Genomic DNA, 21,585 nt, shown 5'->3' on the forward strand with positions numbered 1-21,585 from the left:
CGCGGATCCGGGGAGCGCGGCCGTGCGTGGGGTGTGACAGCGATCCTCGCATCCGCCGCGCCCCGCCCCCGCCCGCGCGCCCCCGAGTTGCCCTCGTCGCGGCCGGGCTGCCACGCTGTCGAGGAGATCCGGGGAGACCATGAGGATGCGCACCACCGTCCACGCCGCCCGTCCGCGCCGCCGATCCGTCGAGCGCGGACGATGGTGACCGCGCCCCGTCGCGCGCGCCGCGAGCTCCGGGCCGCCGCGGTGCTCCTGCTCCTCCAGGGCGTGCTGATGGAGGGCCTCGTCGCCGTGGGGCTCGTCGTCCTGCTGGTGCTCGGGATCCCGCAGGCGGTCATCACGGACCACGCGGAGGTCTTCGCGCTGCCGTACCTCCAGGACCAGCTCTACCCGATGATGGCGATGAGCGGGATCTTCGCCGCCCTCCGCATCACCGCGGGGATCGGCCTCTGGCGCGACCGGCTCTGGGGCCTCGCGCTCGCGGGCGTCATGTGCGGGGTGACCCTCGTGCTGATGGTGTTCCTGCTGCCGGCCGGACTCCTCGACGGCGTGCTCTCCGGCACCGCGCTCGTCCTCCTCCTGCACGCGCGGCTCGGGAGCGACGCGGCGGGCACCGCGCGGCCGGCGATCGCCCCGACCGAGAGCCCGTGATCCGGTGATCGCCCCCGACCGGGGGCGCGCACCCCGGCTCGGTAGAATGGCGAGTCGCCACCCGTCGGGTCCGGCGCGCGCATCAGGCACACGAGAAGCACCAAGGGGATGATCCATGGCGGGCAGCGCACGGCAGTTCAACGTAGCGCTCGAGCCGACGGTCGATCCCGCCACCAGCGAGGAGGAGTACTCCCGCCAGGACGACGCGGTGGCGCCCGCGCCCGCCACGTGGCCCACCACGCACCACCGCCCGGACGTCGTCATCCGCAAGGGCCTGGCCACGCTCGTCAACCGCACGCTCACGCCGCACCAGGCGCTCGTGACCGACCTCCTCTTCATCCGGGACGCGCTGCTCGCGACCGGCATCGACTTCTGGCTCATCCGCGGCAACGACGAGCGTCCCGTCATCGCCATTGACGTGCAGAACCGCGACACCGTGGTCCGCGCCCTCGTCGCCGCGTGCGCCGACGAGCCCCTCTACGCGAAGACCGTCGACGGCCGCCGCCGCCCGCCGCTGCTCGTCGCCGACGGCCGCCTCACCGACAACCCCGACGCCGGGATCTTCCGCCTCTACCGCCCGCGGATCGAACCGGCTGGCCTCCTCGCCTACGGCGCGTCCACCGCGGTCGAGCTGCAGTTCTTCCGCTTCGAGGGCGAGAACATCGTGTGGCCGGTCGAGAACTCGCTCACGCGCGAGATCCTCCCCGCCGCCGAGGTCGTGCCCGCCACGGTCCAGATGTACGGCTACGAGTGGAAGACGCTCCGCGGCATGTTCGACGCGCAGGCGTCCGACATCACGTTCGACATCGACATGGTCTTCTCCTGGGTCGACGGCAACGACCCCGAGTTCCAGAAGCGCCGCGCCGAGCGCATGAAGGACGTCGTGGTCGGCGAGGGCGACGACTCCGAGGCCCGCTTCCGCCAGATCGACGAGCTCAAGTACGCCCTCCGCTCCGTGTACCTGTTCGCGCCGTGGGTGCGCCGGATCTTCATCGTCACCGACTCCCCGAAGCCGTCGTGGCTGGCCGACCACCCGGGCGTCACGTTCGTGCGCAGCGAGGAGTTCTTCACGGATCCCGCCGCCCTGCCCACGCACAACTCGCAGGCCGTCGAGTCGCAGCTCCAGCACATCCCCGGGCTCAGCGAGCACTTCCTCTACTCGAACGACGACATGTTCTTCGGCCGCCCCGTGCAGCCCGGCATGTTCTTCTCGCCCGGCGGGATCACGAAGTTCATCGAGGCGGCCACGCGCATCGGCCTCGGCGACAACGACTCGGACCGCAGCGGGTTCGAGAACTCCGCGCGCGTCAACCGGCGCCTGCTCATGGAGCGCTTCGACCGCCTCATCACCCGCCACCTCGAGCACGCCGCCACCCCGCTGCGCAAGAGCGTGCTGCTGGAGCTCGAGCAGGAGTTCGCGGAGGACTTCCACCGCACCCAGCTCAGCCGCTTCCGCTCGAGCACGGACATCTCGGTCACCAACTCGCTGTACCACTACTACGCGCAGATGACCGCGCGGGCGGTGCAGCAGGAGAGCGCCAAGGTCACCTACGTCGACACCACGTCGCGCGCCGGGCTGGATCTCCTCCCCGGCCTCCTCAAGCGCCGCTCGCAGGACTTCTTCTGCCTCAACGACGGCTCCTTCCCGGAGGTGCCGGCCGACGAGCGCCAGGCGCGCGTGCAGGACTTCCTCGAGCGGTACTACGGGATCCCGGCGCCGTGGGAGGCGGAGTTCCAGGACGCCGACGGCGCCCCGTCCGCCGGCGCCGTCGCCGCTCCCGCCTCGCCCGTCGAGTGAGCCGCGCGGGGAGCCCCGCCGACCGCACGCCGTACGAGGTGCTCGGCGTGGATCCCGCGGCCGACACCGCGACGCTCCGCGCCGCCTACCGCCGGCTCGTCCGGGCGACGCACCCGGACACGGGCGGCGAGGCGCACCTGTTCCACGCCGTCCAGCGCGCGTGGGAGCTCGTGGGGGATCCGGCCGATCGCGCCGCGTACGACCGCGGCCAGGGCCGGGCGAGCACCGCGGACGACGACCCGCTCGGCCCGGACGACGCCGGGTACGCGCCCGCGCCCGGATCCGGCACCCGCGTCGGTGCCGCCGTCCACGGCATCGCGGGCGCGCTCGCCCGCGCCCACTACCTCGACCGCGTGGCGTCATGGCAGGGCGTCGCGCCGGGCGCGGACCTCGGCGTGGATCCCTGGTCGCCCGAGCTGGTGCGCCGCGCCCCGCGCGACATCAGGTGGCTTCTCGCGAAGGCGCTGGCCGAGGAGGCGACCGCGCGCGCCGCGGCGTCGCTCGGCATGGGCGCCACGATCTTCCACGACGTCCGTCCGCTCGACGGCGCGGGCAAGGTCGACCACGTCGTGCTCGCGCCCGCCGGCCTGTTCGCGCTCAGCTCCGAGGACTGGGGCGCGGCCGTGCAGCTGGTGCGCGGCGAGCTGCAGCCGGTCGCGCCGGATCCCGACGGCGCGCTCGCGCCGGGCGACGCGCCCGTGACGTGGCTCGTCGGCGCCGCACGCGCCCTGGCGGCCTCGGCCGGCGTGCGGTTCGCCGCCGCGGTGGTCGTCGTCCCGGACGACGCGCTCGCCCAGCCCGTCGAGCGCGTCGAGCGGGGGCGCAACCGCGGCGCGCTCGTCGTCCGCCGATCCGTGCTGCCGCGCGTGCTCCGCGACGGCGTCTCGGAGGAGGGCCGGCTCAGCGTCGCGGATCCCTACGCCGTGCGCGCGCTGCTCCGCGAGCGGCTGACGCTCCTGGGGCCCGCCGCGGGCTGACGCCGGCTCAGGCCGGCAGGTCGGTGGGCGCGGCGGTCGACGCGCGCCCCGCTGCCCGGCCGCCCGCGGGCTCAGGCGGCGGGGGAGAGGGGGGAGTCGAGCTCGTCGACGCAGCAGGCGAAGGCGTCGGCGAGCGCCTCGAGCTCCCGGGCGTCGGGGCGCGGATCCGGGAAGAGCGCCCGCGCCTCTCCGGCGTCCCGGCCGGCGAACAGCAGGGCGCGCTCGTGCAGCCGCTTGTCCCCGGCGGCGACGCAGGCGTGGCCCATGATCCCCACGTGCTGCTCGACGCGCTCGTCGAGGCCCGCCGCGCGGGCGTGCGCCACCCGCCAGAGGATCGGGGTGCGCGGGTTGTGCAGCGTCGTGCTCGCGACGACGCGGTCGACGGCCGCGTCGAACTCCTCGACGGGGAGGAACTGCTGCCCGATCCGGGTCTGGGCCCGGATGAGGAGGCAGACCTCGACGGCCGTGGCGGGCGGTCGCGACCCCGGTCCGCCCTCGGCGGCCGGCGCGGCGTCGTCGAGCGCCACGGCGTAGTCCAGCGCCGCGTCGAGCAGCGGTCCGCCGCCCTCGCGGCTGTCCTCCGTCGAGCGCCGCGCGAGCTCGAGGGCCTCGCGCTCGTCGCCGACGGCGACGAGCGTCTTGAGCAGAGAGATCCTGCTGCGCAACCGCAGCATGAACATGGCGCCGCCGAGCACCGCCGGGCTCGCGTCGCGGCCGCGCACGAGATCGACCCCCAGGATCTCGTCGCGATCCGGCTGCCGGCCGCTGGACAGCTCGTGCACCTCCCGTAGGAGCGCGATCGCGGCGCGTGGCTGACCGGCGTACCGCAGGAGGTCGGCGTGGTTGATGACGCATTCGACGCCGTACCGGATCGCGTCGGCGTCCGTGCGCAGGAGCCGGTCGGCCGCGGCGATCCCGCGGTCCAGCAGCGCGGACGCCCGCTCCGCCTCGCCCGAGCGGGCCAGCACCAGCGTGAGCGTGTTCAGCGCGAGGAACAGGTGGTCGGGCGTGCGGTCGTCGACGCCGTCCACGTAGCGCCGGGCGTTGTCGACCAGCTCCGAGGTGCGCCACAGCTGGGGCGGCGTGTCGATGAGGGTCTCGTTGATCATGCGGTGCTCGACCTCTTCCCGTGGGGCGCCGGCTGCCCGGCGCGGGTGATGCGCCATGCCGGCGCGCCGCGTCCCGAGGCCGTGGGCAGGGCCGCTGGCCGGATCGAGACGGGAAGCCCACGTTAGGGCGCGCGCCACCCGGGGCGCTCATCCCGTCCACACCCGGCCCACGCACGAGCGCGCCGCCCGCGATGCGGACGGCGCGCTCGGAGACGGCGGATCAGTCGATGCGCTTCAGGCTCTCGAGGCGGCCGAGGAGGTCGCGGTCCTGCGCGTCGAGGTCGCCCTCGGCGGCGACGATGCGGATGGCGGCCTCGAAGTCGAGGTCCTGGTCGTCGGCGACGCCCGCGACGTCGGCCACGACCCAGAGGAAGCTGACGAGCTCGGGGAGGATCTCGGAGAGCACGGCGTCCGGGAAGATCGCCGCGGCCTGGCGGAACATGCGGTCGGTGGCCGGGCCGCCGAACGCGTGGTCGAGGTCGGCGACGATGCCGTCGTCCTCGTCGAGGTCGGTGGAGATCCAGTTGGCGACGTGCTCGCCGTCGAGGTGGATCGCGGAGATGAAGAGGGGCTCGCCACCCGACTCGCTCTCGACGATCTCGGTGATCGTGTAGCCGGCGACGCCGGGAGGCGTGAGAAGGGAGTCGTCATCCATGCGCTCATGCTATCCGTGGCGGGGCGTCCCCCGGGCCCCGAGTCCCGCGCTCCCGGGCGGATCCGCGCCCCTCCCGCGGGTAGCCTCGACGGATGACCTCCGCCGCCGACCCCGCGCCCTCCGCGGCGACGGCGGCGGCGACCGGGCAGCAGCCGCGCGCCCTGTCCGAGGTCCGGGATCCCGCTGCCTGGCGCGAGCGCGCCGCCCGCCACGCCGACAGGGCCGACGCCTTCTCCGCGGGCTTCCGCGCGCGCCGCCTCGCCGGCCGCACCCACGAGGTCGACGACTTCCTCTTCACCTACTACCCGCACAAGCCGTCGCTCCTCCGGCGGTGGCACCCGGGCGCGGGCGTGGTGCTCCCGGGCGCGGCCGGCGACGAGCGCGCGGCATGGCGCTGGTACGTCGCGGACGACGACCGCGCGGCCGGCGGCGTGCGCGTCGACGCGTCCGCGTACCTGGACGCGCGCGGGTCCACCGCGTCGTTCATCGAGCGGATCCTCGGCCGCACCGCCGCGCGCCCCGGCCGCTTCTCCTGCTTCGGCCTGCACGAGTGGGCGATGGTCTACCGGGTCGGCCCCGGCGAGCAGCGGCACGAGAAGCTGCCGCTGCGCCTCGGATCCGCCGCCACCGACGAGGTCGTGGAGACCCACAAGCTGGCGTGCACGCACATCGACGCGTTCCGCTTCTTCACGCCAGATGCCGTGCCGCGGAACGCGCTCGCGCCCACGCGTGAGACCCAGCCCGACCTCGAGCAGCCCGGCTGCTTGCACGCCGGGATGGACGTGTACAAGTGGGCCACGAAGCTCGGCCCGCTCGTGCCCGGCGAGCTGCTGCTCGACGCGTTCGAGCTGGCCCGTGACATCCGCTCGCTCGACATGCGCGCCAGCCCGTACGACGTGTCCGGGCTCGGGCTCGAGGCCGTCCGGATCGAGGAGCCCGCGGGCAAGGCGCGCTACGCGGCCGAGCAGCGCGGGTTCGCGGAGCGGTCGAACGCGCTGCGGGCGCGGATCCTCGACGAGCTCGCGCACGCCCGCCGCCTGGCCGCCGTCGGGCTCTAGCGCCCGCGCATCCCCTCGGGGTCGCGCAGCCGCTCGATGTCGCGCCGGTCGCGCTTCGTCGGGCGCCCCGCGCCGCGGTCGCGCACGATCGTGGCCGGCGCGGCGTCGCGCGGCGGCGGCGGGGGAGTGAGGTCGGTCATGGCCTCCGCGGCGATCACCGGCCCCACGCGCTTCACGAGGGTGCGGCGCACCACGAGGATCCGCTCGGCGCCGGCCACGCGCACGCGCACCTCGTCGCCCGGCCGCACCGACTGCGACGCCTTCGCGCGCTCGTCGCCGACCTTCACGTGCCCGGCCCGGCAGGCGGCGGTGGCCTGGGACCGGGTCTTGTAGACGCGCACGGCCCAGAGCCAGCTGTCGACCCGGACGGCCGCCTGCGCGGACGGCGCGGCGCCCACGGGAGGCGGGGCGGCGTCGGACGGCATGCTCCGACCCTAGGCGACGCCTCCCCGGTACGCTGGCCCGAGCATGTCGATCTCCCGCCGCACCCTCCTCACCGCGTCCGTGTCGGGGCTGTCGCTCCTCGGGCTCGCGGCGTGCACGCGGACTACGCCCCCGCCCGCCACCCCGACCGCCGTGCCCTCCGCGACGCCGTCCCCGACGCCCACCGCGGGCGCGGCCGGCCTCCCGGAGCCCGTCGCCTTCGCGCGCTCCGACTGGGCAGCCGACCCGTTCGCGCGCGGATCCGGCAGCTTCCTCCGTCCGGGCGCCACCACCGCGGACCGGGAGGCGCTCGCCCGGCCCATCGATGACCGCGTGTTCTTCGCCGGCGAGGCCACGAGCGCCGACCGCCCCGGCACGGTCGCGGGCGCCCACGCCTCGGGGCTCCGCGCGGCGGGGGAGGTGGATCGCGCCGGTGCCGGATCCGAGCGCGTTGCTGTCGTCGGCGCCGGCATCGCGGGCACGGCGGCGGCCCGCGCCCTCCGCGACGCCGGGCACGACGTCGTCCTCGTGGAGGCGCGCGCGGAGCTCGGCGGCCGGATCCGCGCGGCCGGCGGCACCAGCTTCCCGCATCCCGCCGAGCTCGGCGCCCTCTGGGTCGCCGCCGACCGCGACGACGTCCTGCGCGACGCGCTCGAGGCCGCCGGCATCACCCGGTACGGCCTCGCGCTCGTCGCCGAGGACCGCGGCCCCGACGGCCAGGTGCTGGCTCCGTCGAGCGCGGGATCCGACGCGGTCGCCGCCGCGCGCGCCTGGGCCCTCGCGCAGCCGGGCGCCGTGAGCCTCGCCGCCGCCCTGCGCGCGACCGGCGCCGACGCGCTCTCCACCGAGGGAGGGGCCGCCTCGCCGGCGGCTCGCCTCGCCTCGCTCCTCGCGACCGACGTCGCCATCGCCCACGGTGCCGCCCCCGACGAGCTCTCGGGGGCCCGCGGCCTCGACGAGCAGTCGCCCGTCGGCAACGTCGCCGTCACCGGCGGCTTCGCGGGCCTCGTGCAGCACCTGCTGCGCGACCAGGACATCGACGTGCTGCGGGAATCCACCGTGACCCGCATCGCGTACGGCAACGGCCGGGTGGGGCTGCGGCTCGGATCCGGCGAGTCGCTCTCGGTCGACCGCGTGGTCGTCACGGTGCCGCTCGGCGTGCTGCAGGAGGGCGCGATCGCGTTCGACCCGGCGCTGCCGTCCTCGCACGACGTCGCCATCCGCGCGCTCGGACCCGGCCGCGCCGACCGGATCTGGCTGCGCTTCGCCGAGCCGTTCTGGTCGACGACGGCGACGGTCTGGACCTCCCACGACGAGGACGGCCGGTCCACCCGCTGGTACAACCTCATGCCGATCTCCGGCGAGGCCGTGCTCATGGCCGAGGTGGGCGCGGCGGCGGCGGAGCGCATCGCGGCCATGGACGACGACGCGCTGCGGGAGTCCGCCCTGCGCAGCCTCGCGCCGTTCGCGGATCCGGCGCTCCTCGCGACGTCTTCCGCCACGCCGGCGCCCGACCCGAGCGCGACCTCGACGCCCTAGGCCGGATCCGGGCCCGGTGCGGATGCGCTCCGGAGCGCGTCCCGCCGCCGCACGGCGTCGGCGATCTCGCGGCGGGTGGCCTCCGCCGCGTACGGCAGGAGGTCCTGCAGCCGGGCGTCGAGGAGCAGCTGCGCGTGCTCCCCGTCCAGGTCGAGCAGCGCGCGGATCCGCGCCACGGCGTCGGCCCGTGAGGCGGCCCCGGCGAGCTCCGCGACGAGGGGCCCGAGCGCGTCGGCGGCCGCGACGCGCGTCCGCAGCCACGCGATGCGCCCGTCGTACGACCGGAGCAGGTCCGCGTCCGTCGGCGGCCGTCCCGACCGGGCGGCCGGGCGGCGGCGCGCGATCGCCTCGGCCGTGATGCCCACGCGCAGGGGACCGGCCGTGCGCGCGGACGGCCCGACGAGCGCGACGTGCAGGTCGTGCGGCCCCGGGCGGAGGGCTGCCCAGCCGCCGGCCGCGATCGCGACCGGGACGCGCGTGCGATCTCCCGGATCCAGCGCCACCGCGGCGCGCGGCCCGCCCGTGACGGCATAGGAGATCCCGGGCGCGGGCGCGCCCGGCTCCGTGAACGCGCCGAACGCGAGGAAGGCCTCGCCCTCGCGCGGGGCCCAGCGTTCGGCGCCCGCGTTCACCACGTCGACGACCGGGGCCTCCGGATCTCCGCCGTCGGTCATCACGGTCGGCCAGCGCAGCTCGAGGGCGGGAGGCGGCACGTCATCGGATGCGGTCATGCTCCAGGCTCGCACGTCCGTCGGCGCGCGTCCGGGCGCGGGGGCGTCAGCGCTCCGCGGCCGCCTTCTCGCGCCTGGAAGTCGGGAGCGTCGCGGTCGTCGTGGTCGGCGCGGTCGACGCGCGCTCGGGCCGTTCCGCGACGGCCGCCTCGTCCGCCTCGCCGCCGTCACGACGCACCCCCCGCCGGGTCCCGCCGCCCGCCGGCCGTACGCGGCTCAGGGCCACGACGAACGCGGACACGCCCGCGAAGACCCCGGCCACGAGCGCCAGCCATGCGGTGATCTCGAACGGGACCCCGACCTGCGCGGGGTCCAGGAAGAAGTAGGGGTACCAGCCGACGCGCGGCCCGCGGACCTCGGTGAAGGCGCACCAGGCGACCGGGAAGAGCATCGCCCACCCGACCGCCGTCCAGGTGACGCGCGGACGGCCGGGCGCGATGGCCCAGTCGAGGAGCGCGTACGCGGGGATCACGAAGTGCAGCAGCCGGCTCGACCACGGCACCTCGACGTAGTACGCCTGCGAGCTCGACTCGAGCACGATGAGGCCGAAGACCACGCCGGACACCACGACGTAGCTCAGCACCACGGCGCGCACGGCGGCCATGAGCGGGGGTTCGGCGCGGCCGCGCAGCGCGTGCAGGCCGGACGCCGCGAGGACGACGACGCCGGCCATCCCGCTCTGCGTCGTGAAGTAGCTGAACCAGTTCTCGGCCGCGAAGGACGTGAAGCCCTGCACGTAGTCGAAGTCGGCGACCAGCGCGGCGACCACGACGATCGCGGCGACCACGCGCACGCCACCGAGGATCCTCTGCACGTGTCTCCGATCGCAGCCGACTCCGGGCAGGTCCGCCGCGTCCAGTCTACGAACGAGGTCTCACGATCGGCTCCGTGCCCTCGCGCGTCGCGCGCGGGAGCGGCAGGATGACGCGCATGAGCCCTTCATCGCGATCCACCAGCCAGCAGGTGCAGTTCGCCTCCTTCGGCGGCGTCGACGTCCTCGAGGTCGTCGACGTCCCCCGGCCGTCGCCCGGCCCCGGCGAGGTGCTCGTCGAGGTCTTCGCGGCGGGCATCAACCACATCGAGGCCTACATCCGCCAGGGCAGGTTCCCCGACGAGGTGCCGACCGCCTTCCCGAACGGCCAGGGGAGCGACTTCGCCGGCTGCATCGCGGCCGTCGGCGAGGGCGTCACGCGCTTCAAGAAGGGCCAGGACGTCCTCGGCCACACCGTCATGGCCGCGCACGCGTCGCACGTGATCGTGCCCGCGGGCAACGTCGTCCTGAAGCCCGCGCAGCTCCCGTGGGAGGTCGCGGGGGGCCTGTTCCTCGCGGGCCTCGTCGCGCACGACGTGCTGCACGCGGTCACCGTGGGCGAGGGCGACACGCTCGTCGTCACCGCGGCGGCCGGCGGCGTCGGCAGCATCGAGGCGCAGCTCGCCATGCGGCGCGGCGCCCGGGTCATCGGCACGTGCGGCGAGCGGAACTTCGACTACCTGCGCCAGATCGGGGTCACGCCCGTGGTCTACGGCGACGGCCTGGCCGACCGGATCCGGAAGGCCGCCCCGAACGGCGTGCAGGGCTTCGTGGACAACTTCGGCGGCGGCGAGCACGTGGCCGAGGAGCTGGGCGTGTCGGGGAAGCGCTTCAGCTCGAGCGACGACCGGCGCGAGCTCGAGCTCGAGGCCGTCCTGCCGCCCGTGGAGGAGGACGACGTCCACCGCTCCCGCACGCTCGCGACCGTCGCGGACCTCGCGGCCAAGCGCGAGGTCGACGTGCTCGTCTCGGGCTTCTACCCGCTGGCCGAGGTGCAGGAGGCGTTCGACGACCTGGAGCGCAGGCACGCGCGCGGCAAGATCGTGCTCGGCATGCGGCCCGTGCACTACCCGGGCGACCGGCGCAGCACGGCGAAGGCGCGCGACGTGGCGGAGGGCCGCGCCTGACGCGGAGCGGGTGACGTCCGCCGGCGGGTTCCCCGCCGGCGTCAGCGCGCGACGACCTCGGCGGGCTCCGGCTCGGCCGGGGCCTCGATGTGCGCCTCGCGCCAGCGCAGCAGGTCGCGCACCGCGGGCGACTCGTCGCACTCGAGCATCGCGACGGCCGCGCGCGGCGTCCGGTCGTTGACGGCGAGCCAGGAGCGCACGCGCTCGGAGGTGTCGCCGACCAGCATCGTGAGCACGGCCGCCGGCGCCTGGGGGTTGCGGGCGAGGCACGCGCGGACGCCCTCGTCGGCGTCGCGCGCGAGCGCCCGCTGCACGTCGAGCGGCGCGTGCAGGCTGCTGGCCACGCTCTCCCGCACCTTCGGGTCGCGGTGCTCCGCGAGCAGGCGGAGCCGGCGGATCTTGCTGGGCGTGACCGCGGGGGCGGGATGCAGCGCGGCGGCCTGCTCCGCGGTGAGGACGGCGGGCGCGGTCCGATGCAGGGCCTCGAGCTGCGCGGCGGTGGTGAACCTGATGCACGACATGCCCCGACGCTATCGAAGGTGCCCGTGAGATGGTGGGTCCATGACCGCCGATCGCCCGCCCGAGCCCCCGCGCGGGGCGCATCGCGACAGCGGCGACGCGTGGGTCGAGAGCCCGGACGGCCAGCGGTTCTGGGGCGCGTTCGGCGCGGCGGGCCTGCTCGTCCACGACCCGGATCGCGGCGTCCTCCTCCAGCACCGCGTCGCCTGGAGCCACCACGGCGGCACGTGGGGCCTGCCCGGCGGCGCGCGGCACGCGGGCGAGTCCGCGGTCGACGGCGCCGCGCGCGAGGCGGCGGAGGAGGCCGGGGTGTCGCCCGCGGGGATCCGGCCCGTGCTCGCGACCGTGCTCGACCTCGGCTTCTGGAGCTACACGACCGTCACCGCGCGCACCATCCGCTCGTTCGAGCCCCGCGTCGCCGACGCCGAGAGCATCGAGCTGCGCTGGGTGCCGGTCGAGGAGGTCGACGGCCGCGAGCTGCACCCGGGCTTCGGGCGCGCCTGGCCGATGCTGCGCGACGAGCTCGCGCGCGAGGTCACGCTGGTCGTCGACACCGCGAACCTGCTCGGCTCCCGGCCGGACGGCTGGTGGCGCGACCGCGCCGGATCCACCTCCCGCCTCCTCGGCCAGCTCGACGCCCTCGCGCGCGACGGCCTCCCGGCCGCCGACCTCGGCCTGCCCGGCGACGTGCGGTGGCCGGACGTCGTGGCCGTCGTGGAGGGGCACGCGCGCGACGCGGTCCTGCCCGCGGAGCCCGCGGCGGATCCCTCCTCGCCGACGCTGCGGGCGCCCGGCGTCGCCGTGGTCGAGGCCGCGGCGGACGGCGACGGCGAGATCGTGCGCGTCGTCGGCGCCGCCCGGGATGCCGGTCGCGAGGTCGTGGTGGTCACGGCGGACCGGGGGCTCGTCGCCCGGGTCGAGGCGCTCGGCGCCCGGGTCGTGGGGCCCGGTCGGGTCCGCGCGCTGCTCGACGCGCGCGCGGACCGCGACGCGGGCTAGGCCGCGGGAGCCCGCTCGGCCGTCGTCGGCACGGGCGTCGCACCCGCCGGCAGGGCGGCGGACGCCGCGTCGACGATCGCCGACCGCCAGAGCGCGTGCAGCGCCTCCGCGGTCGGCCGGTCGCGGGCCGCGAGCACCCCGCCCGTCGCCGGGAACAGCGTGTCCTCGCCCTCCGCGTCGAGCACGACGCCGCCGGCCTCGCGCACGATGAGCGTGGCCGCGAGGTGGTCGACCGGCCCGAAGGAGCCGATCACCGCGCCGGCGCCGTGGCCGAGCGCGATGCCGGCGACCGTGAGGGTGCCGGATCCCATGACCCGCAGCGTGCACCAGCGCGCGGCGAGCGCGTCGAGCAGCGGCAGCATCCCCGGCCAGGGCGCGTGCCCGGCGAGCTCGGTGCTCACCATGCGGCCGCGGAGCGGATCCGCGTCCCTCGCGTGCACGCCGCCCGGCTCGGCCGTCAGGTCGAGGCGCGCGCCGGCGGACCAGGCGCCCTCTCCGGCGGCGGCCTCGACGACGGTGCCGCGCCACGGATCCGCGACGACGCCCACCACGGGCGCGCCGTCGACCACGAGGGCGAGCGAGAAGCTCGTCCACGGCACGCCGTTCGCGAGGTTCGCGGTGCCGTCGACCGGGTCGAGGTACCAGCACGGGCGACCCGGCACGGCCTCGCCGCCGTACTCCTCGCCGACGAGCACGTGGTGCGGGAACTGCGCGGCGACGACCGCGCGCACGTCGCGCTCGACGGCCCGGTCGATCTCGGTGACGTGGTCGGCGGGGTTCGCCTTCGTCGTGACGGCGCCGACCGCGTGGGAGCGGACGTGGTGCATGGCGCGCGCGGCGAGGTCCCGCGCGGCGGCGCGTGCCCGGGCGCGCTCGGTCGCGGGGGCGGACGCCCGCGCATCCGCGGCCGCCGGATCCACCTCCCGGCGCGCGAGCACGTCGAGCAGCGTCGCCAGCTCGTTCGTGGTGATCGCGTCCACGCCGATCGACGCGAGCCACTCCATCTGCGACGGGTCGTCGACGGTCCAGCAGCCCACGCCGGCCCCGAGCGCGTGGACGGCGTCCACCAGCGCGCGGCCGACGATCAGGTGCGGCATGTTGACGACCGCGGGCCGGAGCTCCGCGAGGTCGTCCGCGGTGGGCGGCTGCGGGTCGGCCCAGGGCAGCCAGATCACGGCGGTCGGGTCGAGCTCGCGGATCGCGCGCATGCCGTCGAGGTACCCGCACCAGGCGACGCGCGGCGAGCGCGGAGCGGCGGCCACGACCGCGTGGGCGGCGGCGGCCGGTTCGCCGGACGCCATGTCGATGACGAGCTCGACGTCCGTGCCGGCGAGGAGCTCGAGCGCGTCGACGAGGAGCGGGATCCGCAGCTCGCCGCCGCCGAGCGCGCGCACGTCGGCGAGGTCGAGGTCCCGCACCTGCGCGTCGACGCCCCAGAGGCGGTCGAGCGTGTCGTCGTGGAGGAGGACGACCTGGCCGTCGCGCGTGACGTGGACGTCGACCTCCACCGTCCGCGCGCCGGCCTCGGCCGCCGAGCGGAGGGCGGCGAGCGTGTTCTCGCGGTGCCGGGAGGAGTCGCCGCGGTGCGCGGTCGCGGCCGTCATCGCGCGTCGTCCGTCGCGATCGGCGCGGCGGACGCGGCGGCGGGCATGTGCGCGGCGGCCGGTGCCCGGTCGGGCACCAGGATCCCGTCGCGGTAGTGCCGCACCGCGCGGAGCGTCACGGGCCCTGCCTCCCCGACCGCGGGCGCGGATCCGGTGACGAGCGCCCGCACCTCCACGCCGCCCGCGTCGAGCACGAGCTCCTGGAAGTGGCCGTGCGGCAGCACGCGGCGGACGACCACGGACGTCGCGTCGGGCTCCGGCTGGGTGCCGCGCGGCGCGTAGGCCACGTCCTCGGGGCGGACGGCCCAGACGTCCGCGTCCGCGGAGGTCGGGACGAAGGCCGCGGGCGGGCCGGCCGTGAGCGTCTCGGGCGTCGTGCCCTGCAGGCGCGGCGCCGGCAGCAGGTTCATGCTGCCGATGAACGACGCGACCACGAGGGTCCGCGGCCGGGCGTACAGCTCGGTCGGCGCCGACACCTGCTCGATGCGGCCCTGGTGCATGACGGCGACGCGGTCGGAGATCGCGAGCGCCTCGTCCTGGTCGTGCGTCACCATCACGGTGGTGATGCCCAGCCGCTGCTGGATGTCCCGGATCTCCTCGCGCACCTTCACGCGCAGCTTCGCGTCGAGGTTCGACAGCGGCTCGTCGAGGAGCAGGAGGTCGGGCTCCTGCACGATCGCGCGGGCGAGCGCGGCGCGCTGCTGCTCGCCGCCGGAGATGTGCGCGGGACGCGAGTGCGCGTGGTGCGCGAGGTTCACCGTCTCCAGCGCCGCCATGACCCGGCGGGCGACCTCGTCCTTGGGCAGCTTCCGCAGCGTGAGCGGGAACGCCACGTTCTTGAACACCGTGAGGTGCGGCCAGAGCGCGTAGTTCTGGAACACCATCGCGCTCGGCCGCTTGTCGGGGCCGGACGCGGTGACGTCGCGGCCGCCGATGACCACGGATCCGCGGTCGGGCTCGAGGAAGCCCGCGATCATGCGGAGCGTCGTGGTCTTGCCGCAGCCCGACGGGCCGAGGAGCGCGACGAGCTCGCCGCGCGCGACGTCGAGGTGGAGGTCGTCGACGATGGTGCGGCCGCCGAGGTCCTTGGACAGGCCCTGGATGACGAGACCGGACGGCGAGATGCTCGCGGTGCCGTCGTCGTGCGCGCGCGGGGGAGCGACGGTCGTGGGGGATGGGGCGGATGCGGTCATGGCCGTCCTAACGGATCTGGAAGCCCTCGGCCAGACGCCCGCCCATGATGTAGCGGCGGGCGAGCAGGAGGAGGGCGACGGAGGGGATGGACAGCAGGATCGCGAACACGGCGGCCACCTGCTTCGGGTAGTTGAGGACGAGCGAGTACATCTCGGTCGGCATCGTCATGAAGACGGGCGCGCCCACGAGGTAGGTGCCCTGGGCCTCGTCGAACGCGGCGAGGAACGACATGAGCACCGCGACGAGGATGCCCGGCAGCGCGAGCGGCAGGGTCACGCGCAGGAACGTGCGCGTGCGTCCGGCGCCCGCGTCGCGCGCAGCCTCCTCGAGGGAGCGCGGCACGGCGCTGAACGCGGCGGCCGGGATCCAGGTCATGAAGACGACCGTGCCGATGAGCTGCACGATGACGATGCCCGCGACGGTGTTCATGAGGTGCAGCCCGTAGAAGAGCGACGCCATCGAGACGAAGAGGCCCATCTTGGGGAAGGCGTTCGTCGCGAACAGGCCGACCAGGAGGATCCGCCTGCCGGGGAACTCGTAGCGCGAGAACGCGTAGGCGGCGGGGAGGCACACGATCGCCGACACCAGCACCGTGAGCGGCGCGAAGTACAGCGAGTTCTTCACGGCCGCGGCGAGCTGGGCGTCCTCGAAGATCACCGACCACCAGTGCAGGGTGAGGCCGGCGGGAAGGAGGCTCGGGTAGTCCCACGACGTGGCGAACGCGTGCGCGGCCAGCCAGACGAGCGGTCCGAGGATGAACACGGCGACGAGCGCGAACAGCGCGGCGGTGGCCAGCGTGCGGGGGATGGCGAGTGCGCGCATCAGACGCGGCCCTCCTTCTTGGCGGAGCGGAAGTTGGCGCGCACGTAGAGGAACGCGATGCCGGAGGCCATCACGAACACCACGACGGCCATCACGATGGACTGCTGGGGCTGGTTGAACGACGTGAAGTACTTCGAGATGTCGACGCCGAGCATGCTCGGCGCGTTGGCGCCCGTGAAGTACGGCACCGTGAAGGATCCGAGCACGCCGATCGCCGTGAACGTCGTGGCGATCACGAGCGGGATGGCGGCGAGCGGCACGAGGATCCGCGTGATGATCGCGAGCGTGGAGGCGCCCGCGTCCTTCGCGGCCTCGATCATCGCGTCCGGGACGGCCTGGACGCCCGAGGTCGCCATGAGCGTGGCGAAGGGCAGGCTGGTCCACACGGATCCGATGACGACCGCCACCGTGGTGTACCCGTAGGTCGGCCCCTCGAGGCCCACGAGCGCGAACACCGTGCGCACGAACCCGTCGCCCGAGTAGAAGGTGAGGATCGCCCACGACGCGATGACCACCGGGATGAACAGCGGCACCACCGCGAGCCCCGCGAACAGGGTCGCGAGCCGGCCGCCGCGGAGGCGAAGGTTGATGGCGATCGCGACCGCCATGACCAGCACGATCACGGTGGAGAGCACCGTCACGCCGACGGTCATGCCGAGGTCGCGGAGGAAGCGCGGGTCGCGGAACACGTCCGCGTAGGCGTCGAACGTGCCCCACCACTCGGTCGCGGTGTGCGTGCCGAGGCCGATGGAGGCGATGGTGCTGTTGAGCCCGCCCGTGTGGCCGAGGCTGAAGCCGATGGCGAGCACGACGGGGATCCCGACGAACACCGCGAGCAGCAGGGCGGGCGGCAGCGCGAGCGCCAGGCCGATGCCGGCGCGGCGGGCCTCCGAGGAGACCCGCCGCGCTGCACCGGCCCGGGCGCGGAGCCCGGACCGGACGGCCGTCACTGGCCGGGGACCTTCTGGTCCCAGAGGTTCGACATGTCCTGGCCCATCTTGCTGTAGTAGCCGGGGCGCAGGGTCGACGGGTCGGCGGCGGCGAAGGTGTCCTTCAGATCGGCGGGCACGTCGTCGAGGGAGATGACGGGGTAGCCGGCGATCGTCGAGGCGATGACCGCCTGCCCCTCGGCGGAGAGCACGTAGTCGGCGAGCTTCTGCGCGACGTCCTGGTGCGTGGCGGTCTTCGGGATGCCGAGGTACGACGCGCTGCCCGTGAACGACGGGTTGGAGATCTGCGTGTACTTCACGGTCGACGGCAGCGTGCCCGTCTTCTGCGCGGTGATGACCTGGTCGCTCCACACCGGGGCCATCTCGATGGCGCCCGTGCCGAGGAGGTCGAGCACCTGGTTGTTGCCGTTGGGGTAGACGCCGTCCTGGTACATGGAGGAGCCGAGGCTCTTCAGCTCGTCGAAGCCCTTGTCCCACGCGCCCTCGAGCGACTGGTCGTAGCCCGTCGTCATCTTGTCGCGGGTGCCCTGGTCGACGTACTTGTCGAGGACGCTCGTGACGAAGGCGGCGCCGGATCCGCCGGTGGAGGGGGAGTTGTAGGCGAACTGGCCGGGGTTGTCGGTGATCCACTTCAGCAGCTCGTCGAGCGACTTCGGCGGCGTGCTCACCTTGGTGGAGTCGTAGGCGAGGAGCACGGATGAGGCGCGGTAGGGGATCCCGAAGCCGTTGCCCGCCTTCACGGTGGCGTCCGGCACGGTCGCGAGGTTGGGGATCGTGGAGGAGGAGACCGGGGCGAGCAGGTCGGCCGAGCCGGCCGCCTGGATGAAGCCCGCGTCGATGAGGTCGTAGCCGGGGTCGGATCCGCCCTGCACCGAGCTCGTGAGCGTGGCCATGGTCTGCGCGTCGTGCTCGCCGTGGAGGTCGAGCGTCGTGGTGACGGACGCGCCGGGGTTCGCCTTCTCGAACGCGGGGATGATCCCGTCGTTCCAGAGGCTCTGGATGTTGGTGTCGCCGGAGATGAAGACGCGGGCAGTGCCCGATGCGTCGGTGACGGCGTGGTTCTGGGCCTGGGCCTGCGTGCTCGTGGTGGGAGCGCAGCCCGCGAGCGCGACCGCGGCGGACGCGGCGGCGGCGAGGGCGAGGAGGGAACGGCGGGGGATCACGGGTCGGGTGTCCTTCTGCTGGGGGAGCGATGCGGATCGCATCGTTTCGATGGTGCGGTGCCGCGGTGGCCCCGGGGTGAACGGGACGTGGCGATCCAGGTCCCCGGCGGCGAACGCGCGCGGTGGCCGCCCGGGCCTCAATAGGGTGAGGCGCATGAGGAGGAACTCACCGCGCACCTCCGTGACCTTGGCCGACGTGGCCGCCCTGGCGGGCGTCTCCACCTCCACGGCGTCGCTCGCGTACCGCAGCACCGGCTCGATCACGCCCGCCACCCGCGCCCGGATCCTCCGCGCCGCGGCCAGCATCGGCTACGCGGGGCCGGATCCCACGGCGCGGTCCCTGAAGAGCGGCCGCACCGGCATCGTGGGGGTCGTGGTCGCCGGGAGCATCCGCCGCGCGTTCCAGAACCCGGTCGCGCTCGCGACCATGGCGGGCCTCAGCGAGGCGCTCGACGAGCTCGACGTGGGCCAGCTGCTGCTGCCGGGCCGGCGGGAGCCGCGCGAGGGATCCGCGCCCCTGCTCGAGGGCATGCCCGTCGACGCGGTGGTGTTCCTCACGCGCGGCGAGGAGGTGGACGCGCTGCTGCCCGGGCTGCGCGCGCGGCGGATCCCCATGGTCGGCGTCGAGGGTCCCCACGGCGAGGGCGTCGCCGTGGTCGACATCGACGACGCCCGCGGCATGGGCGAGCTCGCCCGCCACGTGCGCGCGCTCGGCCACCGCCGCGTCGCCGTGCTGATGCGCACCACGCGGATCGAGGAGGACGGCCCGCCCGGCCCCGTGATCCCCGTGGGCCGCGGCCTCGAGGAGATCGTCAACCGCACGATCCGCGAGCGGCTCCGCGCCGCGCGCAGCGTCTTCCCCGACGCCGTCCGCGTCGAGGCGGGCGGGCGCGACCTGGAGGCGGGGGAGCGCGCCGCGGGCGTGCTGCTCGACCTGCCGTCGCGGCCGACGGCGATCCTCGCCCAGAACGACATGCTCGCCGCGAGCGCCATCCGCGCCGCCGCCGCCCGCGGGCTGCGCGTGCCGGAGGACATCACGGTCACGGGCTTCGACGGCGCGCACCTGCCGTGGCTCGAGCACCGCCTCACGACCGTGGAGCAGCCGCTGCACGACCGCGGGGTGCGCGCGGGGCGCATGGTGGGCGACCTGCTGGCGGGCCGGGCGCCGGCGGACGTCGTGCTGCCGGTCCGCGTGCGGATCGGCGACACGGCCGCGGCGCCCGCCTGACGCGCCGCGGCGCCCGCCACCCGTCGGGCGCTACCGTCCCGCGGGGTCCGTCACGAAGTCGATGAGCTGCTCGACCCGGCCGAGCAGCGCCGGCTCGAGGTCCTGGTACGAGCGCACCTGCCCGAGGATCCGCTGCCACGCCCGCGCGATGTCCGCCTGCTCGTCGTGCGGCCAGCCGAGGGCCGCGCAGATGCCGTGCTTCCACTCGACGTTCCGCGGGATGACCGGCCACTCGCGGAGCCCGAGCCGCCCGGGCTTCACCGACTGCCAGACGTCGACGTACGGGTGGCCGACGACGAGCGCGTGCGCGCGGTGCGGCCCGCGCGCGACGGCCTCGGCGATCCTGCTCTCCTTCGATCCCGGCACGAGGTGGTCGACGAGCACGCCCACGCGACGCCCGCGGCCGGGGCGGAAGCGATCGAGCTCCTCGTCGAGGTGGTCGACGCCCTCGAGGTACTCCACGACGACGCCCTCGATGCGGAGGTCCTCGCCCCACACCTTCTCCACGAGCTCCGCGTCGTGCCGTCCCTCCACGAAGATCCGGCTGGGGAGCGCCACGCGGGCCTGCCGGTCGGCGACCGCGAGCGAGCCGGAGGCCGTCCGCGCGGGGCCGGCGGGCGCGGCGCGGGGCACGCGCAGGGCGACGGGCTCGCCCTCGAGGAGGAAGGACCCGCCGAGCGGGAACGTGCGCTGCTTCCGCCTGAAGTCCTCGAGCACGACCATGCCGGACTCGACGCGCACGATCGCGCCGCAGAACCCGGTGGACAGCTCCTCGACCACGAGGTCGCGCGTCGCGTCCTGCGGCCGTGGCGCCTTCTTCGCGGGACCGCGCCAGCCGGGGGCGAGCACGTCCTGTCCGTAGCGGTCGTCGGCGGGGGGAGGCGGCGTCATCCTCCGAGGCTCTCACGGGACGCGTCGCGCACCCGGTCGACGAGCCGACGCCACGGGCCGTCGACCGCAGCCTCGCCGAGGCGCGCCTCGCGGTCGCCCGCGCGCACGAGGTAGACGAAGCGGTCGGCGCCCGGCGCGGGCACGGCGGGCTCGTCCCACGGGCAGGCGTCCACGAGGTCGCCCCACTCGGCCGCGCCGTCGTCCACGCGCACCGACCAGGTGCGGGTCATGCCCGCCACCCCGCCCGTGCGCGACACGGCGATCTCCACCTAGACCTCGATCCCGACGCCCTCCCACGCCGCCTGGACCGCGGCGACCTCGGACGCGCCCTCACCGTACCGCGCCGACGCGGCGTCGACCGTGGCCCGGGCGAAGGCCGGGAAGTCGGCGTCCGCGCGCACGGCGCCGGCCTCGATCACGTCGTACCAGACACGGCCGGCGCCCTCCCAGGCCTCGCCGCCGATGGCCGTGGCCGCGAGGAAGAACGCGCGGTTCGGGATCCCCGAGTTGATGTGCACGCCGCCGTTGTCCTCCCGGGTCTCCACGTAGTCGTCCATGTGCGCCGGCTGCGGGTCCTTCCCGAGCACGTCGTCGTCGTACGCGGTCCCGGGCGCGCGCATCGAGCGGAGCGCGATCCCCGTCGACCGGTCGAGGAACAGCTCCGCGCCGACGAGCCAGGTGGCCTGGTCAGCGGTCTGCCCGAGCGCGTGCTGCTCCACGAGCACGCCGAACACGTCCGAGATGGACTCGTTGAGCGCGCCCGACTGCCCCTGGTAGACGAGGCCGAGCGTGAGCTCGGTGACCCCGTGCGCCAGCTCGTGGCCGATGACCGTGAGCGAGCGCGTGAAGGGCGCGAACACCTCGCCGTCCCCGTCGCCGAACACCATGCGCGTGCCGTCCCAGAACGCGTTGTCGTACTCCTCGCCGTAGTGCACGGTGGCGAGCAGCGGCAGGCCGCGGTCGTCGAGCGACTCCCGCTCGTAGACCTCGGAGAAGAGGGAGTAGGTGGCACCCAGCCCCGCGTAGGCCTCGTCGACCTGGGCGTCGCCCGTGTCGGGCGCGCCCTCGACGCGCACCGTGCGACCCGGCAGCTCCTCGCGGTTCCCCGCGTCGGAGATGGTGCGGTGGATCCCCGACGGGTCCCGCTCGGCGAGCACCGCCGCGTCCGGCGCCGCGCCCGGCCCGCGCCGGTCGTGGATGAGCGGCCCCTGGTCGCGGAGGGCGCGCCGGGCCGCCTGGCGGGCGGCGGACATGCGGTCGGGGTCGGCCTCGGCGAGGCGGGTCAGCAGGTACGGCGGGAGGATGGTGCGTCTCATGGTCCGAGACTCGCACG

22 protein-coding genes are annotated in these 21,585 nt (G+C 75.2%); 8 read left to right on the plus strand and 14 right to left on the minus strand.

All coding sequences use genetic code 11. From position 1 onward, the window contains the following. Positions 1–204: 204 nt before the first annotated feature. From ITJ44_RS15045 to ITJ44_RS15055, 3 genes are all read left to right on the plus strand, one after another. Positions 205–654, plus strand: a complete 450-nt coding sequence (locus ITJ44_RS15045) for a hypothetical protein (protein ID WP_228495193.1) — start codon at positions 205–207, stop codon at positions 652–654. A 115-nt stretch (positions 655–769) separates the two neighbouring features. Then, positions 770–2,452 carry a stealth family protein gene (locus ITJ44_RS15050; RefSeq protein ID WP_194636357.1) on the plus strand — a complete coding sequence of 561 codons (1,683 nt, stop codon included), beginning with the start codon at positions 770–772 and terminating at the stop codon, positions 2,450–2,452. Next, a complete protein-coding gene (locus tag ITJ44_RS15055) occupies positions 2,449–3,429 on the plus strand; it encodes a J domain-containing protein (RefSeq protein ID WP_194636358.1) in 981 nt (326 codons plus the stop codon). The genes ITJ44_RS15050 and ITJ44_RS15055 overlap by 4 nt, the downstream gene beginning before the upstream one ends. A gap of 71 nt (positions 3,430–3,500) precedes the next feature. On the opposite strand, the gene ITJ44_RS15060 is transcribed toward ITJ44_RS15055, so the two are convergent. Both ITJ44_RS15060 and ITJ44_RS15065 read right to left on the minus strand, forming a co-directional pair. Continuing rightward, on the minus strand, positions 3,501–4,538 hold the full coding sequence (locus ITJ44_RS15060) for a hypothetical protein (protein ID WP_194636359.1): 1,038 nt from the start codon (positions 4,536–4,538) through the stop codon (positions 3,501–3,503). A gap of 220 nt (positions 4,539–4,758) precedes the next feature. Continuing rightward, on the minus strand, positions 4,759–5,193 hold the full coding sequence (locus ITJ44_RS15065) for a hypothetical protein (RefSeq protein ID WP_194636360.1): 435 nt from the start codon (positions 5,191–5,193) through the stop codon (positions 4,759–4,761). 92 nt (positions 5,194–5,285) lie between these two features. Between ITJ44_RS15065 and ITJ44_RS15070 the strand changes: the two genes are divergently transcribed. After that, positions 5,286–6,251 (plus strand): 3-methyladenine DNA glycosylase, encoded by a 966-nt coding sequence (locus ITJ44_RS15070; RefSeq protein ID WP_194636361.1) that lies wholly within the window; start codon positions 5,286–5,288, stop codon positions 6,249–6,251. On the opposite strand, the gene ITJ44_RS15075 is transcribed toward ITJ44_RS15070, so the two are convergent. Continuing rightward, the gene (locus tag ITJ44_RS15075; RefSeq protein WP_194636362.1) at positions 6,248–6,676 is read right to left on the minus strand and encodes an RNA-binding S4 domain-containing protein; all 429 of its coding nucleotides are present in this window, start codon (positions 6,674–6,676) and stop codon (positions 6,248–6,250) included. The two genes, ITJ44_RS15070 and ITJ44_RS15075, sit on opposite strands and share 4 nt — an antisense overlap. A gap of 43 nt (positions 6,677–6,719) precedes the next feature. Between ITJ44_RS15075 and ITJ44_RS15080 the strand changes: the two genes are divergently transcribed. Next, positions 6,720–8,213 (plus strand): FAD-dependent oxidoreductase, encoded by a 1,494-nt coding sequence (locus ITJ44_RS15080; protein ID WP_194636363.1) that lies wholly within the window; start codon positions 6,720–6,722, stop codon positions 8,211–8,213. Here the strand turns inward: ITJ44_RS15080 and ITJ44_RS15085 are convergent. Further along, a complete protein-coding gene (locus ITJ44_RS15085; protein WP_194636364.1) occupies positions 8,210–8,944 on the minus strand; it encodes a hypothetical protein in 735 nt (244 codons plus the stop codon). The genes ITJ44_RS15080 and ITJ44_RS15085 overlap by 4 nt on opposite strands. A gap of 46 nt (positions 8,945–8,990) precedes the next feature. Then, positions 8,991–9,758, minus strand: coding sequence for a Pr6Pr family membrane protein (locus ITJ44_RS15090; RefSeq protein ID WP_370551712.1), 768 nt, complete (start codon positions 9,756–9,758; stop codon positions 8,991–8,993). 116 nt (positions 9,759–9,874) lie between these two features. On the opposite strand from ITJ44_RS15090, the gene ITJ44_RS15095 reads away from it, so the two are divergent. Further along, positions 9,875–10,882: an NADP-dependent oxidoreductase gene (locus tag ITJ44_RS15095; protein WP_228495194.1), complete on the plus strand. Its 1,008-nt coding sequence runs from the start codon at positions 9,875–9,877 to the stop codon at positions 10,880–10,882. Positions 10,883–10,923: 41 nt separating this feature from the next. Here the strand turns inward: ITJ44_RS15095 and ITJ44_RS15100 are convergent, their stop codons facing one another. Beyond that, complete coding sequence (locus ITJ44_RS15100; RefSeq protein WP_194636366.1) at positions 10,924–11,403, minus strand: hypothetical protein; 480 nt, start codon at positions 11,401–11,403, stop codon at positions 10,924–10,926. Positions 11,404–11,443: 40 nt separating this feature from the next. On the opposite strand from ITJ44_RS15100, the gene ITJ44_RS15105 reads away from it, so the two are divergent. Then, positions 11,444–12,400 (plus strand): NUDIX domain-containing protein, encoded by a 957-nt coding sequence (locus ITJ44_RS15105; RefSeq protein ID WP_194636367.1) that lies wholly within the window; start codon positions 11,444–11,446, stop codon positions 12,398–12,400. Here the strand turns inward: ITJ44_RS15105 and ITJ44_RS15110 are convergent. From ITJ44_RS15110 to ITJ44_RS15130, 5 genes are read right to left on the minus strand one after another with little or no spacing between them, the layout of a single operon-like run. Beyond that, positions 12,397–14,004: an inositol monophosphatase family protein gene (locus ITJ44_RS15110; RefSeq protein WP_194636368.1), complete on the minus strand. Its 1,608-nt coding sequence runs from the start codon at positions 14,002–14,004 to the stop codon at positions 12,397–12,399. The two genes, ITJ44_RS15105 and ITJ44_RS15110, sit on opposite strands and share 4 nt — an antisense overlap. Continuing rightward, positions 14,001–15,197 (minus strand): ABC transporter ATP-binding protein, encoded by a 1,197-nt coding sequence (locus tag ITJ44_RS15115; protein ID WP_194636369.1) that lies wholly within the window; start codon positions 15,195–15,197, stop codon positions 14,001–14,003. The genes ITJ44_RS15110 and ITJ44_RS15115 overlap by 4 nt, the downstream gene beginning before the upstream one ends. A 7-nt stretch (positions 15,198–15,204) precedes the next feature. Then, positions 15,205–16,020, minus strand: a complete 816-nt coding sequence (locus ITJ44_RS15120; protein ID WP_194636370.1) for an ABC transporter permease — start codon at positions 16,018–16,020, stop codon at positions 15,205–15,207. Next, positions 16,020–16,970 carry an ABC transporter permease subunit gene (locus ITJ44_RS15125; protein ID WP_194636371.1) on the minus strand — a complete coding sequence of 317 codons (951 nt, stop codon included), beginning with the start codon at positions 16,968–16,970 and terminating at the stop codon, positions 16,020–16,022. The genes ITJ44_RS15120 and ITJ44_RS15125 overlap by 1 nt, the downstream gene beginning before the upstream one ends. Continuing rightward, positions 16,967–18,175 (minus strand): extracellular solute-binding protein, encoded by a 1,209-nt coding sequence (locus ITJ44_RS15130; RefSeq protein WP_228495195.1) that lies wholly within the window; start codon positions 18,173–18,175, stop codon positions 16,967–16,969. The genes ITJ44_RS15125 and ITJ44_RS15130 overlap by 4 nt, the downstream gene beginning before the upstream one ends. Before the next feature lie 112 nt (positions 18,176–18,287). Here ITJ44_RS15130 and ITJ44_RS15135 point away from each other — a divergent pair, with 112 nt between their 5' ends. Beyond that, complete coding sequence (locus tag ITJ44_RS15135; RefSeq protein WP_194636372.1) at positions 18,288–19,361, plus strand: LacI family DNA-binding transcriptional regulator; 1,074 nt, start codon at positions 18,288–18,290, stop codon at positions 19,359–19,361. A 30-nt stretch (positions 19,362–19,391) separates the two neighbouring features. Here the strand turns inward: ITJ44_RS15135 and ITJ44_RS15140 are convergent, their stop codons facing one another. From ITJ44_RS15140 to ITJ44_RS15150, 3 genes are read right to left on the minus strand one after another with little or no spacing between them, the layout of a single operon-like run. Continuing rightward, a complete protein-coding gene (locus tag ITJ44_RS15140; RefSeq protein ID WP_194636373.1) occupies positions 19,392–20,252 on the minus strand; it encodes a DUF3097 domain-containing protein in 861 nt (286 codons plus the stop codon). Next, the gene (locus ITJ44_RS15145; RefSeq protein ID WP_194636374.1) at positions 20,249–20,521 is read right to left on the minus strand and encodes a protealysin inhibitor emfourin; all 273 of its coding nucleotides are present in this window, start codon (positions 20,519–20,521) and stop codon (positions 20,249–20,251) included. Before ITJ44_RS15145 ends, ITJ44_RS15140 begins: the two co-directional genes overlap by 4 nt. Then, on the minus strand, positions 20,522–21,568 hold the full coding sequence (locus tag ITJ44_RS15150) for a M4 family metallopeptidase (protein ID WP_194636375.1): 1,047 nt from the start codon (positions 21,566–21,568) through the stop codon (positions 20,522–20,524). Positions 21,569–21,585 lie beyond the last annotated feature (17 nt).

Source organism: Clavibacter sp. VKM Ac-2873 (assembly GCF_015351075.1).
GTDB lineage: Bacteria > Actinomycetota > Actinomycetes > Actinomycetales > Microbacteriaceae > Clavibacter.